The organism is Camelimonas fluminis (assembly GCF_014656355.1).
GTDB lineage: Bacteria > Pseudomonadota > Alphaproteobacteria > Rhizobiales > Beijerinckiaceae > Camelimonas > Camelimonas fluminis.
Genome location: NZ_BNCG01000004.1, coordinates 41,345 through 56,400, shown reverse-complemented (window position 1 = coordinate 56,400; position 15,056 = coordinate 41,345). Strand labels below are relative to the sequence as shown.

The window sequence follows — 15,056 nt, the reverse complement described above, 5'->3', positions numbered from 1 at the left end:
CTACACTGGACAGGTTTCAATCTGGACCCGCCAATACCCCATGACAAGGGGGATAGCAAAATATTTTACGCCTGATGATGTAACAATACGTTATTTAACATAAATATTTTGTGTTATTTGGCATTGTCAGGGAAAATCCGGCCGCCAAGAACGGCCAGCGACACCTGCTCGCCATGGCCGCAGGACAGCCCGGCCGGAGCGTCGGCCTCGACAATCACGTCCAGGTCCTGCAGCCTGACCTCGACGCGGCGACCGTTGGCGGTGCGGCGCACGCCGACGATGACGCCGTCGAGTTTGCCGGCCGGCTCGCCAGCCACGACAGCCGCGCCCTTCCCTGTCAGGCGCAAATCATAAGGCCGCAGCCACAGCCACCCCGCGCCATCGGCCATCGCCTGCCCCGGCGCTTCCAGCACGGTTTCGCCGAACATCGCCTTGCCGCCCAGCACCCGCACCGGCACGCGGGCGGCGTCGCCGACGAAGGATGCGACAAAGGCCGAGGCTGGCTGTTCATGGATTTCGTCGGGCGCGCCGACTTGCTCGATGCGGCCGCTGTTGAGAATGGCGACGCGGTCGGCCAGCTCCAGCGCCTCGTCCTGGTCGTGGGTGACGAACACAGTGGTGTGGCCGGTCTGGGCGTGAATCTGCCGCAGCCAGGCGCGCAGGTCCTTGCGCACCTTGGCGTCGAGGGCGCCGAACGGCTCATCCAGCAGCAGCACCCGCGGATCGACGGCGAGCGCCCGGGCCAGGGCGACCCGTTGCTTCTGGCCTCCCGAGAGCTGGGCCGGATGGCGGCCGCCGTAGCCTTCGAGTTGCATCAGCGCCAGCAGTTCCTCGACGCGGGCGCTGATGGCGGCGCGCGACGGCCGTTCCGAACGGCGGCGGACGCGCAGGCCGTAGGCGATGTTGTCAGCCACCGTCATGTGCCGGAACAAGGCGTAGTGCTGGAAAACGAAGCCGACGTGGCGCTGCTGCACCGACAGGCGCGTGGCGTCAGTGTCGCCGAAGAAGACGCTGCCGCGCTCGGCCGTCTCCAGGCCGGCGATGATGCGCAGCAGCGTGGTCTTGCCCGAACCGGAGGGGCCCAGCAGCGCCATCAGTTCGCCCGAGCGGACGTGCAGGCTGACGCCGCGCAGGGCGCGCGCGCCGCCGAACTCCTTGGCGAGGTCGGTCACGCGGATGTCCACTGGCCTGCTCCGTTCGTGGCCGCCCGGCGAACCGGGACTAGCGGCGCCCGTGGGCGATGGCCTCGCCGTAGCGCCACTCGAGGAAGGTCTTTCCAATGAGGGTGACGAGGGCGAGGATCGCAAGAAGCGAGGCGACAGCGAAGGCTGCGACAAAATTGTACTCATTGTAAAGGATCTCGACGTGCAGGGGCATGGTGTTGGTGAGGCCGCGGATATGACCGGACACCACCGACACGGCGCCGAATTCGCCCATGGCGCGCGCGTTGCAGAGCAGCACGCCGTACAGAAGCGCCCAGCGGATGTTGGGCAATGTGACGGTGAGGAAAGCGCGCAGGCCGCTGGCTCCGAGGGTCAGGGCCGCCTCCTCATCGGCGGCTCCCTGTTCCTGCATCAGCGGGATCAACTCGCGCGCCACGAAGGGAAAGGTGACGAACACCGTCGCCAGCACGATGCCGGGCAGCGCGAAGACGATCTGGATGTTCCACGATTGCAGCCAGGGGCCCAGCAGCCCCTGGGCGCCGAACAACAGCACGTAAACCAGGCCCGCCACCACGGGCGACACGGAAAACGGCAGATCGACCAAAGTGATCAGGAAGCTCTTGCCCGGAAAATCGAATTTGGCGATCGCCCAGGAGGCGGCGACGCCGAACACCAGATTGAGCGGCACGGCGATGGCCGCCACCAGCAGGGTGAGCTGGATGGCGGTGACGGCGTCGGGATCAGTGAGCGCCTCCCAATAGGCGCCAATGCCCTTCGCCAGCGCCTCGCGAAAGATCAGCCCCAGCGGCAGCAACAGGAACAGGGCGAGGAAAATCGCGGCGAAGGCAATGATGACCGCCCGCGCCCATGGCGCCTCGGTCACCACGCTGTCGGACACATAAACACGGTCTCGCTGCAGGTCCGGATCAGGCATTGCCCATTCTCCGCCGGCTCCAGGCCTGGATGAGATTGATGATGAGCAGCACCAGGAACGCCATGATCAGCATGATGACGGCGATGACGGTGGCGCCGGTGTAATCGAACTCCGACAACTTGATGACGATCAGCAGCGGCGCGATTTCCGAAACGCCCGGCAGGTTGCCGGCGATGAAAATGACCGAGCCGTACTCGCCAAGGGCGCGCGCGAAAGCCAGGGCAAGGCCGGTAAGCGCCGCCGGGATCAGCGGCGGGGCCAGGATCTGGAACACGGTCTGCAGGCGGCTGGCGCCCAGGGTCGCCGCCGCCTCCTCCAGTTCGCGGTCGAGTTCGGCGATCAGCGGCTGCACGGTGCGCACCGCATAGGGCAGACCGATGAAAACCATGGCGATGAAGATGCCGATGGGGTTGTAGACCACCTGCCAGCCGAGCCTGGCCAGCGGCGCGCCCAGCAGACCATCCGGGGCGTACAGCGCCGCCAGGGCGATGCCGGCCACCGCTGTCGGCAGCGCGAACGGCAGGTCGACCATCGCGTCGATGACGCGGCGGCCTGGAAAATCATAGCGGGTGAGCGCCCAGGCGATGACGAGGCCGGCCAGCGACGCGGCGATGGACGCTACCGCCGAGACGCCGAAACTGATCAGCAGGGCGTGCTGGACGCGCGGATCCGACAGGGTGGCGGCGAAGCCCGCCAGGCCGGCGCTGGAGGCGCGCAGGAACAGCGCCGCCAGCGGCAACAGGACAATCAGGCCCAGCCAGGTCAGGGCGTAGCCAAGGGCAAGGCCAAAACCTGGCAATGCGCCGGTCTTGCGGAAGAACGGACGACGCGCTGGCGCCGCCGCTGCTGCTACGCTCATGATCCAGTTCCCCCGGCGGTTTCCGGAATTGCCATTTTACAGGTAAAGGCTACGCCGCCGCGTATGAAAAAGTGCACTGGCTGCATGAAAATGCACCACAATGGCAAGACGGCGAGAAGTTCCCGCCGGTCCCGGCCTGGCCATAAACTTGGCTCGTGCAAGTTACTTGCGCGCCGTCAGCTGATCGAACACGCCGCCGTTATCGAAATATGTTTTCTGGATCACGTCCCATCCACCCAGCAGATCCTCGATGCGGAACAGCCTGATCTCCACAGGGCGCTCCTCCGGCTTCAGAGCCGAAACGTCGGACGGGCGATAGTGATGCTTCGCGATGATGCGCTGGGCCTCAGGCGTGTAGAGGAACGTCAGGAACGCCTCGGCTTCCTTGCGGGTGCCCTTGCGATCAACATTGCCTGCAACGAGCGCCACCGGCGGCTCGGCGAGGATCGAGGTTTTCGGCGTGATGATGTCGAACTTGTCCTTGCCGAACTCGCTGGTGATGAGGTGGGCCTCATTCTCCCACGCAGGCAGCACGTCGCCGAAATTGCGCTGGGCGAAGGTGATGGTCGAACCACGGGCGCCGGTGTCGAGCGATTTGACGTTCTTGTACAGCGCGCCGACGAACTCGCGGATTTTGGCGTCATCCTTGCCAAACTTTTCGGCCGCGTATCCCCAGGCGCCGAGGAAATTCCAGCGACCGCCAGCGGAGGTCTTGGGATTGGGCGTGATGACGCCAACGTCCTCGCGCACCAGATCATTCCAGTCATGGATGTTCTTCGGATTGCCCTTGCGGACGACGAACACCACGGTGGAGGTATATGGCAGGGCGTTGTTGGGCAGTTTCGCCCGCCAGTCGGCCGGGATCTTGCCGGTGAGTTTGGCGATGGCGTCGATATCCGACGGGATGCCAAGCGTGACCACGTCCGCCGGAGCGCCGTCAATCACCGTGCGGGCCTGGGCGCCGGAGCCGCCGTGCGAGGTGCGCACCTGAATCGCGCCGCCGCCCTTCTTCTCCCAGTCCGCCGTGAAAGCGGCGCTCAGGTCGCGGTAAAGCTCGCGCGTCGGATCGTAGGAAACATTGAGAATGGCCTGGGCGGCGAGCGCCGGCCTCGGGAAACCGCTGACGAGCCCCGCAGCAGCGGACAGCCCCAGCACGGCGACGCCAGCCAGCGCGGCCAGGTGGAAACCGCGCCGCGCGCGGACCTTCTGATGCGCCGCCCCGGCCGCCTCACCCCGCAGCATGGGGGCCGGGAGAGCCAGGCCCCTGAGCTTCAACCCAAAAAAATCACCGCCGCGAATGGCCATGTCAGCCTCCTGAAATTTCCACGTATCATCGCGAACCTTTTCAGAATTGCAACATGAAAAATGTGAATAACTAAAATTCACATTAAAAAATGTATATTACGCCAATCCCCGTACGCTCCGACAGTTCGCCGTTGAATCGGAGGCGCGCGGCGCCTAAAGTCCCTGCATCTGCATCGGCAATCCTCCCCGCCTGGGCCGGCTTCCGGCAAAAAATGCACTTCTCAGGTCAGGCGGCGTCAATTTCAGGAAACGCGTTATGAAGCGCTTTGACAGCGTCTTGCACGCAATCGGCGACACGCCGCTCATCCGGCTGCGTCGCGCATCGGAGCTCACGGGCTGCGACATCTACGGCAAGGCAGAGTTCATGAATCCGGGGCAGTCCGTCAAGGACCGCGCGGCGCTTTATATCATCCGCGACGCCGAGGCCCGGGGCCTGCTGAAGCCAGGCGGCGTCATTGTCGAGGGCACCGCCGGCAACACCGGCATCGGCCTCGCCATGGTCGGCAATGCCCTTGGATACCGCAGCGTTATTGTGATTCCCGAGACCCAGGCGCAGGAGAAAAAGGACGCCCTCACCCTGCTGGGAGCCGAGTTGGTGCAGGTGCCGGCCGTGCCTTACTCAAACCCTAACAATTACGTGAAACTTTCCGGTCGCCTTGCCGAACAGCTGGCCGCCAGCGAGCCCAACGGCGCCATCTGGGCCAACCAGTTCGACAATGTCGCCAACCGCGTCGCCCATATTGAAGGCACCGGCCCGGAAATCTGGGAACAGACCGACGGCAAAATCGACGGCTTCACCTGCGCCGTCGGTAGCGGCGGCACGCTGGCTGGCATCGCCATCGCCCTGAAGGAGCGCAATCCCAACGTGCGCATCGCGCTGGCCGACCCCATGGGCGCGGCGCTGTATGAATATTACGTCCACGGCGAGCTGAAGGCGTCCGGCTCCTCCATCACCGAGGGCATTGGCCAGGGCCGCATCACCGCCAATCTGGAAGGCGCGCCGATCGACACGGCCTACCAGATCCCGGACGAAGAAGCGCTGCCGATCATCTTCGATCTGCTGGAGCACGAGGGTCTGTGCCTCGGCGGCTCATCGGGAATCAATGTCGCCGGCGCCATCCGCCTGGCGAAGGAGCTGGGCCCCGGCCACACCATCGTGACCATCCTGGCGGATTACGGCACGCGCTATCAGTCCAAGCTGTTCAACCCGGAGTTCCTGCGCGAAAAAGGCCTGCCGACGCCGCCCTGGCTGGAGCGCCCCGCCTCAGTGACGCCGCCGCTGGTCTGAGCCGGCGGCCGGAACATTCGGGCAAGGGGCACGTTTTTCCTCTGACGTCATACGGGCGTTCGGCCCGGGAATGGCGGCTGTCGCGGCTCAGCGACGGCAACCGACAGAGGAGAACGTCATGAGTTCCTGGCTGGGAAACAGCAAGAAGAAGGACGTGGCTGACGAACTGGAAGCCATCCGCTCGGAGATTGCCTCCATCGCCCACCGGGTTTCCGGCATCGCCGGCATGACTGGCGACAAATTGCGGGGCAATGTCGCCCAGTTGCGCGCCAGCCTGCCGGACAGCGATTCTGTTTCCCGGGCGGCGGATTCAGCCATGGACCAGGGGCGCTACTGGCTTGGCCAGGCCGGCGGCGGCGTGCGGGAAGCCCGCGCCGTGGTGCAACAGAACCCCACCACTTCCATCGCCATTGCGGCGGGCATCGGCTTCCTCGTCGGCCTGATGGTCGGCAGCAGCAGGAGCGAAGACGAGGGTTGACCATGGCCGGCGCGGGTCGCCTTCACGCCATCGGGCGCCCGTAACGAGAGTTGGGAAGGCAATACAAAACCCGGGGAATGCCCCGGGTTTTCGATTCGTCCCTGGCTTTTCCCGGCCTGAGCCGGCAAGCCCTTGTCTGCCGGCGCTGGTCTTGTCAGCCGCCGGGCCTGGCCGCTTACGCCGCCGGGCGCTGGCCGGCGCGCCGGTCGAAAAACAGCGCCTGTGAAATCGCCGCCCGCACCGTGTCAATGTGGAAGGGTTTTGTAATCAGGAAGGCAGGCTCCGGACGCTCGCCGGTCAGCAGGCGCTCCGGGTAGGCGGTGATGAACACAACCGGCACTGCGAAGCTGGCGATCATCTCGTTGACCGCATCGAGACCGGAACTGCCATCCGCCAGCTGGATATCCGCCAACACAAGACCAGGCCGGTGCTTGAGCGCCTGCTCCACCGCTTCCTTGTGGGTGCGCGCCACGCCGACGACCCGGTGGCCCATATCCTCGACCAGACCTTCCAGATCCATGGCGATGATCGGCTCATCCTCGATCACCAGCACATCCGTGGCCACCTGGGCGGCGATCTCGCGGCCGGCTTCCGCCACCAGATCAGCGGCTTCATCGACCGGGATATCGAGGATTTCGGCGACTTCGTCCAGGGCGAAACCCTCCACCGTCCGCAACAGGAACGCCTGGCGCGGGCGCGGCGTCAGCGCTGTGACGCGCTGCTCGGCGACAGAGGCATTGGCCAGTTCGCCGGCGGCTTCCAGATTGGGGCCAATGGACGACCAGATTTTCAGGAACACATGGTACAGCGCCGGACGCAGCCGGGCGTCGGCCGGGAGCACCGATGGATCGGCGACAATCGCTTCGAGGGCCGCGACGACATAAGCGTCGCCTGCTGTCTGGGAGCCAGTCAGGGCGCGGGCAAACCGCCTCAGATACGGCAGGTGGGGCGCAATCTCTTGCGAAAGTGACATCGAGGGCTCCGCGGAGTGGGGCGCCGCCGGACAGCGCAATGGCGGTCAACGGCGGTAGGTTGGTGAAATGGTAACCCACCATGGCCAACAATAGTTCCACACTTTCTCCGGAACCAGAACACCCCTTGCGCGTTCAGGTTCTGACGCCCGTGAATCTGGCGCCCGTCAATCTGGATGGACGGTGTTTCGACAGGTCCAGCCGGCGAAAGGAAAGACGCGATGAAGCAGCAGGGGGCGACGTCCATTGTGGACGTAAGGGCGCGCGCCCTGACGAGCGGCGCCTCAAACATTATCCGGGTATATTCCCCATGTCCGGGGTCAGAAAATTGGCCATTTGGCGGTATTGTGGTCACCCGCCATCGGAGAGAACTTTATCCTGTCGATCATCATACTGCGGATATTGAAAATCTGGCGATTGCCCCTGATCATCCCCTTGTCTGCCCGCGTCATTAATTGCTCCGGGATCACCTGCACTCCCATGACGCTGCATTTTGTTTGAAGAAAGCCGCCAACATGGATCAACACAAGCCAGCGACTGTCGTAGACGCACTCGCCGCACGCCAGGAAGCCGGGCGAAACGAAAGCGCTCAGGCGCCGGCTGGCGACGATGTGGTGCAACAGGCTATCGGTTCGCAATTGCGCGCCGTCTACGATGAAGTGGTGCGCCTGCCGGTGCCTGACCGGTTCCTGTCCCTGCTCTCCAGTCTCGATGGACGCCAGACCGCCCCGGTCGCAGGCAAGGAACAGGAATCGTGACAGATCCGGAGCGTTTCAAAGACGCGCTGCTGGCAGAGCTGCAGAGCCTGCGCGCATTCGCAATCTCCATCACCGGCAATGTCGAACGCGCCGACGATCTGGTTCAGGACACCGTGGTCAAGGCGTGGACCAACATGAACGGTTATACGGAAGGCACCAATATCCGGGCCTGGCTGTTCACCATTTTGCGCAACACGTTCTATTCGGACTTCCGGAAGCGGTCGCGCGAAGTGGAGGACGACGGCGCCCACGCCAGTCGTCTGGCCGTCCACGCGCCCCAGCACGGCCACATGGATCTTGAGGATTTCCGCCGCGCGCTCGCCCAGTTGCCGGATGACCAGCGCGAGGCGCTGATTCTGGTTGGCGCCTCAGGCTTTTCCTATGAGGAGGCAGCTGAAATCTGCGGTTGCGCCCTCGGAACCATCAAAAGCCGCATCAATCGCGCGCGGGCGCGTCTTGGCGAGATGCTTTCGGTGACGTCAGGAGCAGACTTCGGACCTGACGCGGATTCCTTCGCCGCCGTGGCCGGAGCGGGCGCCGGCGTCAAAACCGACTAGAGCATTTCCGGGAAAGGCGGACCCCATTTTTCGTAAACAGAATGCGTCAAATGAAAGCGCCCGCATATTTTCTGTGAACTGGTTTTCACCGGAAATACTTGAGAGTAAAACGCGTGCGCTGTGTTCTGCCTGATTGCGTTGAGGCGCCACTTTCTACAAAGTGGCGTCAGCTTCGCCGCAAGCGCTCCGGCGTGACCCAAACGCCAGGCCGCGTCGCTGGCGCGCCACCGGAAACGCTTCAGCCCCCTGGTAGGCGCGCCATTCGCGCGCTTCCCATCAAAGGCATTCGCTGTTCTCGAAATGTACTGGCGTAACCCGCCATGCGCCCACGCGTCCTCAAATGTCAGGAACATTTCAACATACAGACATCGCCCCCCCTTCCCATCGGTTTGAACTGACGCCTTTTCCTGACAAGGCGGCGATCACGGGCGTTGACGTCATGTGGCCTGCCGGGAGGCAGCTGCCCCGGAAAACAGACCATTTCCCGAAATCGTCCCGAGAGCACGTTTGGCGGGCGTTTTCGGCGAGTATTTTCGCGGCAGGATTTCGATAACGGGAATGTTGCATCCTGTAGCAATCATCTCTCTTCCCCCGGAGCAGCGTTTACTTCGCCGGGGAATGTTCTGACGGAGACAGGATGCTGCGGGCAACCAGCATACGTTCCAGATTGTTGACCCTGTTCGGGTTGGCGGTGCTTCCGGCCGTTGTGCTCGCCGCCGGCCTGACGTGGCATGCCTATCGTAGCGTCAGCGCAACCGTCGACGCCTATCAGCGGCAGTCCGCCATCAATATCGCCAGTCAGGTTCGCGGCGCGCTCAACGCCGCCAATGTCGTCGCCACGACCTTGCTCGCTTCCGCCGCCCGGGAGGGGGACGAGCATTTCTGCGCCTCGCTTCCCCGTTACCACGAGGTCAACAGACGCGTCCTTGTCTACGCCTTCTTCCGCGACGGGCGGCTGGTGTGCGCCGCCGGAGACACGGCGGCGCTGGCCGGCTTCAACCTCACGGCGATGGCGGGCGTCGCCAGGAAAGAGCCGCCGGCGGGGACGCCGCGCGAGAACAACCGGCTGGAAACGATCATCGCCAGCAGAACCGCGCCATTCCACCTGGGCGTCGTGTCGACGCTTGGCGGCGCTGAAACAATGCTTTCAGTCCCCTCCCAGGAACTCATGCGCGATCTTCTCGAGCGCACGCCACAGGGGCGCTCCAGCCCCTTCGCCGTAGTCGACGACAGGTTCCATATCATCGCCCACAACGGCGACCAGGAGGACACCAGCTGGCTACCCGCCCGCGAGAAGATATTTCTCGCTTCACGAAATGAACTGGTCTCAGGCCGGAGCCGCGGCGGGGACGACTACACTTACACGTCCGTTCCCATCGAACCTGGCGTGGCGAAAGTCTTCTCGGCCAAGGCAAAACCGGCGTTTGGCCAGGCTGAGCAGCAACTCGTGACGGGCCTCGCCGTTCCCCTGCTGATTTTCGCCATTGTCATGGCCGTGGCGTGGCTGGCCATCGACAGGCTGTTCCTGCAGTGGATGCGTCGCTTGGGCCGGACAGCGCAGCGGCTGTCATACGGTGACTTTAACGTGCGCGCGGAGCTGCCCTCCAGCGCGCCGCTGGAGCTTCAGCAATACGCCACGGCCTTTGACCAGATGACCGAGGTGCTTGGGGCCAGAACCCGTGAACTGGCCACCGTGGCCAACCAGCGCAGCGCGCTGCTCAAGGAACTGCATCATCGCGTCAAAAACAATTTTCAGGTCATCGCCAGCTTCCTGAATCTGACCAAACGCCAGAAGAGCGGCGAAACGTATGAAGCGCTCGCCCTGGCCGAGTGCCGGGTGCACGCCATGGCGTCGGCCTACAAGCTGGCGCTCGCCCATGGCGACATCAGACTGGCTCCCCTGACCCCGCTGGTGCATGAGGTGTTGATGTATGTCCAGCAGGCGGCCGGATCGCCTGCCGGGGTCGAAACCAGCTTCACGCTCGACGCCGAGCACGACGAGCAATATCTGGAGCTTGACCGGGCGATCCCCCTGGCCCTGCTGCTTGTGGAGGCAATATGGCCGTTGCTGGCGGGCGGCGCGCCAGGCGTCAGCCAGTCCCGGTTGCTGTTCATTCCGCAGGGCGGGAACGTCCGCCTGATAATCCTGGCTCTCCGGGACAACATCATCGCCCCGTCGCGTCAGGGTCTGCTGATGTCACGCCGGTTGCAGCAGGCCTTCATCAACCAGATTGATGCTGTTGAACTTGATGGCGCCGCCATCGCCGCCCTCAGGAGCGACGCGCAGCCCTCCGGCCGCGTCGCGCTGGCGATCAGCGTGCCTGTCCAGGTGCAGGATTATGGCCCCCCGGATCTGGCGTAGTTTCAGACGTCGCTGCGCTTGCCCAACGGGCCTCCTGAACAAGACATAACGAAACGGGCCGGTTTGCCCGGTCGGAGCGGCGGCGAAGCGACCATCCAACCTGGAAACCGGCCCGTCCTGGCCGGGCAGCCCTGATGGCTACCCGGAAACGGCTCGCCCTCAGATGCCAGGATTACGGCCGCGCACAATGCCCGCGACGGCGGAAATGGCGAAGAGCACCAGCGCCACGAGGAAAATCAGCTTGGCGATGCCGACGGCTGTGCCGGCGATCCCACCGAATCCAAGAACAGCGGCGATGAGAGCGATGATCAGAAAAGTAATGGCCCAGCCAAACATGAACGTATCCTCATATCGGCGTCACGCAATGCCGCGCGACTGGCGTTCTGCATGAAATCAACGCCTCATCTGCTTCAAGGTTCCAGAGTGATTGCGCGCAAAACAAAACCGGCGCGATCACCTCGCGCCGGCATGACCAGATGGCGGAAACAGCGTGCAGCCAGAACATCTTCGAAAGAAGTGGGCGCCGTTTGGTAAAGGAACCGCCTGAACCGACGTGCAACATGCCTCAAATGAATGAAGCGGAACACGAGCGACCAGGCCGCGCCGACGTGCGCGCCCCGCCGCGTCTGGCGGGCCTTGCTGACGGGAGGCGCGCCCGCCCCCCCGGGAAGTCGCCCGCCCCCCTATTCCGCCGCCTGGGCCAGCGGCGGCGGGTTGGCGAAGGCGGAACGCAGCATCGCCTCGTTGGTTTTCGCGGCCTTCAGGTTGCGCTCCTTGATATGGCCAAAGCCGCGGATCTGCTCCGGAATGGCGGCCAGATCGACGGCGATGCGGTGATTGGCTGGCGACAGGTCGCGCAGCACCTCGCGCAGCATCGCCTCATAATCGGCGATGAGCTGGCGCTCGGTGCGACGCTCGTGGCTATAGCCGAAGATATCGAGCGCCCCGCCCCGCAACCCCTTCATGCGCGCCAGCACGCGCAGCACCGGCAGAACCCAGGGACCAAATTCGCGCTTCTTCAGTTCGCCGGTCTCCTGATCGCGCGGGGCGATCAGCGGCGGGGCCAGGTGGAAGCGCAGACGGTAGTCGCCATCGAACTGCTTGCCCAGCTTCTCCTGGAAAGTTCCGTCCGTGTACAGGCGCGCCACCTCGTACTCATCCTTGTAGGACATCAGCCTGAACAGGTTGCGCGCCACTGCTTCCGTCAGTGTCTGCCGCCCGGGAACGCGGGCCTGCTCGGCGACGCGCGCCTCTTCCACCAGAGCGCGATAGCGGGCCGCCCAGGCGGCGTTCTGGTAAGCGGTGAGGAACTGGACCCGTCGTTCAATCACCTCGTCGAGGCCCGGCGCCTCCGGGGCCGGCGTCGCCAGCAGCGGCCGGGCGATGCGCTCCACCGCCTGCGGATCATGCGCCGCCAGACGCCCCCAGGCGAAGGCGCGCAGGTTCATGTCGATGGCGGCGCCATTCAGCTCCACGGCCTTTTCAATCGACTCCAGCGACAGGGGCAGCAGGCCGCGCTGGAAGGCGTAGCCCAGCATGAACAGATTGGTGGCGATGGCGTCGCCCATCAGCGCGGTGGCCAGATCGCTGGCCTTGACGAGGTCGATGCCCTTTTCACCGATGGCCTGACGCAACGCCCGCTTCATCTGGGCGTGCTCAAAATCCACGTCCGGATTGATGACAAAGCCGGCGGTTGGCTGGAGGTAGTCGTTGACCACGGCGCGGGTCACACCCGTCTCCATGCGCGACAGGGCGGCGGGGCTGGCCGCCACCACCATGTCGCAACCCAGCACCAGATCGGCGCCGCCTGGGGCGATGCGCACCGCCGCCAGGTCCTCCGGCTTCGGCGCCAGGCGCACATGGCTCATCACCGCGCCGTTCTTCTGCGACAGGCCGGTGAAATCCAGCACCGTGCAGCCCTTGCCCTCCAGGTGCGCCGCCATGCCGAGCAGCGCGCCAACGGTGATGACGCCGGTGCCGCCGATGCCGGTGATGAGAATGCCGTAAGGCTCGCCCAGCGGCTTCTGCTGGGGCGGCGGCAGGGCGGCGAACGGATCATCGGCGACGCTGGTTCTCGCGCCGGTTTTCGTCAGCTTGCGCAACCCGCCGCCGTGCACGGTGACGAAGCTCGGGCAGAAGCCGTTGACGCAGGAATAGTCCTTGTTGCAGTTCGACTGGTCGATCTGCCGCTTGCGGCCAAATTCGGTTTCCAGCGGCTTCACCGAAACGCAGTTGGATTTCACCGAGCAGTCGCCACAGCCCTCGCACACCAGATCATTGATGAAGACGCGCTTTTGCGGATCCGGCATCAGGCCACGCTTGCGGCGACGACGCTTTTCGGCGGCGCAGGTCTGGTCGTAGATCAGCACCGTCACGCCCCCGGTCTCGCGCAACTCACGCTGCACGTGATCAAGCTGGTCGCGATGGAAGGTTTTCGTGCCGGCCGGGAAGTAGCCGTTCGGCGGATATTTGTCCGGCTCGTCCGACACCACAACCAGGCGCGCAATCCGCTCGGACGCCACCTGGGCAGCGATCTCGCCGACGGAATAGCCGCCTTCCGCGTGCTGGCCGCCGGTCATGGCGACCGCATCATTGTAGAGGATCTTGTAGGTGATGTTGACGCCGGCGGCCACCGCGGCGCGGATGGCGAGAATGCCGGAGTGGGTGTAGGTGCCGTCGCCGAGGTTCTGGAAGATGTGCGGCTCGGTGGTGAACGGCGCCTGGCCAATCCAGTTGGTTCCTTCCGCCCCCATGTGAGTGATGGTGGCGGTGCGCCGGGCCGGAATGTAGGAGGCCATGCCGTGGCAACCGATGCCGGCCATGGCGCGCGAGCCTTCCGGCACATTGGTCGAGGTGTTGTGCGGGCAACCCGAACAGAAGAATGGCGTGCGGGCCATTTTGGTGGCGGGCGTCGCGCCCATCTGCTCGAAGGAGGCCAGACGGGCGAGGCGCTGGTCGAGGGCCGGGTCCTTGTGCCCCATGCGCCGCAGGCGCGAGACGATGGCGCGGGCCACCAGCGTCGGATTGAACTCGCCCTCGCTTGGCAGCAGCATGGCGCCGCTCTCGTCGCGCTTGCCGACCACCATCGGGCGATGCGCGGCGTCCATATTGTAGAGATAGCGGATGAGCTGGTCTTCGATGAAGCCGCGCTTCTCCTCGATCACCAGCACATCCTGCAGACCTTCAGCGAAGCGCAGCGCCCCTTCCCGCTCCAGCGGCCATGTCAGGCCGACCTTGTAGATGCGGATGCCAAGGGCGCGGGCCTGGTCATCGGAGATACCGAGATCGGCCAGGGCCTGGCGAGCGTCGAGATGCGCCTTGCCGGTGGTCATCAGGCCAAGTCGCCCTGGCACGCCGGCGTCGCGGCTGTCGAGCACGATCTCATCGAATGGATTGGCGCGGGCGAAGGCGGCCACGGCCTCCATGCGCGGGCCATGCAGGCGCGCCTCCGCCTCCAGCGGCGGGTCAGGCCAGCGGATGTTGAGGCCGTCGGGCGGCATCTCGAAATCGGTGGGGGTGATGATGCGGATGCGATCGGGATCAACCCAGACCGACGCGGAGCTTTCCACCGCCTCGGAAATCGCCTTGAAGCCGACCCAGCAGCCGCTGTAGCGGGAAAGCGCATAGCCGCGCAGGCCGAAATCCAGATATTCCTGCACATTGGCCGGATTGAGGATCGGCATCATCGCCGCCATGTAGACTTGCTCGCTCTGATGGGCGAGCGTCGACGACTGGCAGCCATGGTCATCGCCGGCGATGGCGAGCACGCCGCCATATTTCGACGTGCCGGCGGAGTTGGCGTGCTTCAGCGCGTCCATCGAGCGGTCGACGCCGGGGCCCTTGCCGTACCAGATGCCGAACACGCCGTCGAATTTGGCGCCGGGGAACAGACCGACCTGCTGGCTGCCCCAGACCGCCGTGGCGGCGAGGTCCTCATTCAGGCCGGACTGGAAGGTGATGTTCTCGGCCTGGAGAAGTTTTTTCGCCTGCCAGAGGGCGTTGTCGTAGACCCCAAGCGGCGAACCGCGATAACCCGAGATGAAGCCGGCGGTGTTCAGGCCGTTGGCCAGATCCCGCTGGCGTTGCATCATCGGCAGGCGGACCAGGGCCTGAATGCCGGACAGATAAATTCGTCCCGAGGGCAGCAGATATTTGTCGTTGAGCGTAACGTTTTCCAGCGAGGCGCCGCTGGCGGCGGCAGGTGACGTAACAACGGATGCGTCCGTGGCCATAGGCTTCCACCCTTTTTTGGGCGGCCCTGCGCAACGGAACCTTCCTGACCAGACTGTCGCGATCTATCCGGCCCCGGAAAATCTCCCGCTGTGGCCACCACTCATGGACAGAATCTAGAAACCCTCCAATTTACTGTCAATGTCGCCAT

At 64.4% G+C, this 15,056-nt stretch carries 13 protein-coding genes; 5 read left to right on the top strand and 8 right to left on the bottom strand.

Features of this window, described 5'->3' with window-relative positions:
• Positions 1-113: 113 nt before the first annotated feature.
• From IE243_RS07370 to IE243_RS07355, 4 genes are all read right to left on the bottom strand, one after another.
• Positions 114-1,184, bottom strand: a complete 1,071-nt coding sequence (locus IE243_RS07370) for a sulfate/molybdate ABC transporter ATP-binding protein (RefSeq protein WP_191318716.1) — start codon at positions 1,182-1,184, stop codon at positions 114-116.
• Between the two features lie 37 nt (positions 1,185-1,221).
• Positions 1,222-2,097, bottom strand: coding sequence for a sulfate ABC transporter permease subunit CysW (gene cysW, locus IE243_RS07365; RefSeq protein ID WP_191318715.1), 876 nt, complete (start codon positions 2,095-2,097; stop codon positions 1,222-1,224).
• Positions 2,090-2,956 carry a sulfate ABC transporter permease subunit CysT gene (gene cysT, locus IE243_RS07360; protein WP_191318714.1) on the bottom strand — a complete coding sequence of 289 codons (867 nt, stop codon included), beginning with the start codon at positions 2,954-2,956 and terminating at the stop codon, positions 2,090-2,092. Before cysT ends, cysW begins: the two co-directional genes overlap by 8 nt.
• Positions 2,957-3,118: 162 nt before the next feature.
• Entirely contained in the window at positions 3,119-4,198 is a 1,080-nt protein-coding gene (locus IE243_RS07355; RefSeq protein ID WP_191318887.1) for a sulfate ABC transporter substrate-binding protein, read from the bottom strand.
• A gap of 319 nt (positions 4,199-4,517) precedes the next feature.
• Between IE243_RS07355 and IE243_RS07350 the strand changes: the two genes are divergently transcribed.
• Both IE243_RS07350 and IE243_RS07345 read left to right on the top strand, forming a co-directional pair.
• Entirely contained in the window at positions 4,518-5,549 is a 1,032-nt protein-coding gene (locus IE243_RS07350; RefSeq protein WP_191318713.1) for a cysteine synthase A, read from the top strand.
• A gap of 118 nt (positions 5,550-5,667) precedes the next feature.
• Positions 5,668-6,027, top strand: coding sequence for an ElaB/YgaM/YqjD family protein (locus IE243_RS07345; RefSeq protein ID WP_191318712.1), 360 nt, complete (start codon positions 5,668-5,670; stop codon positions 6,025-6,027).
• Between the two features lie 175 nt (positions 6,028-6,202).
• Here the strand turns inward: IE243_RS07345 and IE243_RS07340 are convergent, their stop codons facing one another.
• Together IE243_RS07340 and IE243_RS07335 are read right to left on the bottom strand one after the other, a co-directional pair.
• Positions 6,203-7,000, bottom strand: a complete 798-nt coding sequence (locus IE243_RS07340; RefSeq protein ID WP_191318711.1) for a response regulator — start codon at positions 6,998-7,000, stop codon at positions 6,203-6,205.
• A gap of 318 nt (positions 7,001-7,318) precedes the next feature.
• Positions 7,319-7,618, bottom strand: coding sequence for a hypothetical protein (locus IE243_RS07335; protein ID WP_191318914.1), 300 nt, complete (start codon positions 7,616-7,618; stop codon positions 7,319-7,321).
• Between IE243_RS07335 and IE243_RS23425 the strand changes: the two genes are divergently transcribed.
• The 3 genes from IE243_RS23425 (at position 7,613) to IE243_RS07320 (ending at position 10,675) form a co-directional block, all read left to right on the top strand.
• Complete coding sequence (locus IE243_RS23425) at positions 7,613-7,756, top strand: NepR family anti-sigma factor (protein ID WP_244642934.1); 144 nt, start codon at positions 7,613-7,615, stop codon at positions 7,754-7,756. The genes IE243_RS07335 and IE243_RS23425 overlap by 6 nt on opposite strands.
• Entirely contained in the window at positions 7,750-8,313 is a 564-nt protein-coding gene (locus tag IE243_RS07325) for a sigma-70 family RNA polymerase sigma factor (protein WP_191318886.1), read from the top strand. Before IE243_RS23425 ends, IE243_RS07325 begins: the two co-directional genes overlap by 7 nt.
• A gap of 637 nt (positions 8,314-8,950) precedes the next feature.
• Positions 8,951-10,675, top strand: coding sequence for a sensor histidine kinase (locus tag IE243_RS07320; RefSeq protein ID WP_191318709.1), 1,725 nt, complete (start codon positions 8,951-8,953; stop codon positions 10,673-10,675).
• 159 nt (positions 10,676-10,834) lie between these two features.
• Here the strand turns inward: IE243_RS07320 and IE243_RS07315 are convergent, their stop codons facing one another.
• Both IE243_RS07315 and IE243_RS07310 read right to left on the bottom strand, forming a co-directional pair.
• Complete coding sequence (locus IE243_RS07315) at positions 10,835-11,011, bottom strand: DUF1328 domain-containing protein (protein WP_132005261.1); 177 nt, start codon at positions 11,009-11,011, stop codon at positions 10,835-10,837.
• A 347-nt stretch (positions 11,012-11,358) separates the two neighbouring features.
• The gene (locus IE243_RS07310; RefSeq protein WP_191318708.1) at positions 11,359-14,907 is read right to left on the bottom strand and encodes an indolepyruvate ferredoxin oxidoreductase family protein; all 3,549 of its coding nucleotides are present in this window, start codon (positions 14,905-14,907) and stop codon (positions 11,359-11,361) included.
• Positions 14,908-15,056: the final 149 nt, after the last annotated feature.

Coding starts and splice junctions, on each gene's coding strand:
- cysT (WP_191318714.1), bottom strand. CDS start 2,956: ATGAGCGTAGCAGCAGCGGCGGCGCCAGCGCGTCGTCCGTTCTTCCGC.
- IE243_RS07310 (WP_191318708.1), bottom strand. CDS start 14,907: ATGGCCACGGACGCATCCGTTGTTACGTCACCTGCCGCCGCCAGCGGC.
- IE243_RS07320 (WP_191318709.1), top strand. CDS start 8,951: ATGCTGCGGGCAACCAGCATACGTTCCAGATTGTTGACCCTGTTCGGG.
- IE243_RS07340 (WP_191318711.1), bottom strand. CDS start 7,000: ATGTCACTTTCGCAAGAGATTGCGCCCCACCTGCCGTATCTGAGGCGG.
- IE243_RS07355 (WP_191318887.1), bottom strand. CDS start 4,198: ATGCTGCGGGGTGAGGCGGCCGGGGCGGCGCATCAGAAGGTCCGCGCG.
- IE243_RS07345 (WP_191318712.1), top strand. CDS start 5,668: ATGAGTTCCTGGCTGGGAAACAGCAAGAAGAAGGACGTGGCTGACGAA.
- IE243_RS07350 (WP_191318713.1), top strand. CDS start 4,518: ATGAAGCGCTTTGACAGCGTCTTGCACGCAATCGGCGACACGCCGCTC.
- cysW (WP_191318715.1), bottom strand. CDS start 2,097: ATGCCTGATCCGGACCTGCAGCGAGACCGTGTTTATGTGTCCGACAGC.
- IE243_RS07315 (WP_132005261.1), bottom strand. CDS start 11,011: ATGTTTGGCTGGGCCATTACTTTTCTGATCATCGCTCTCATCGCCGCT.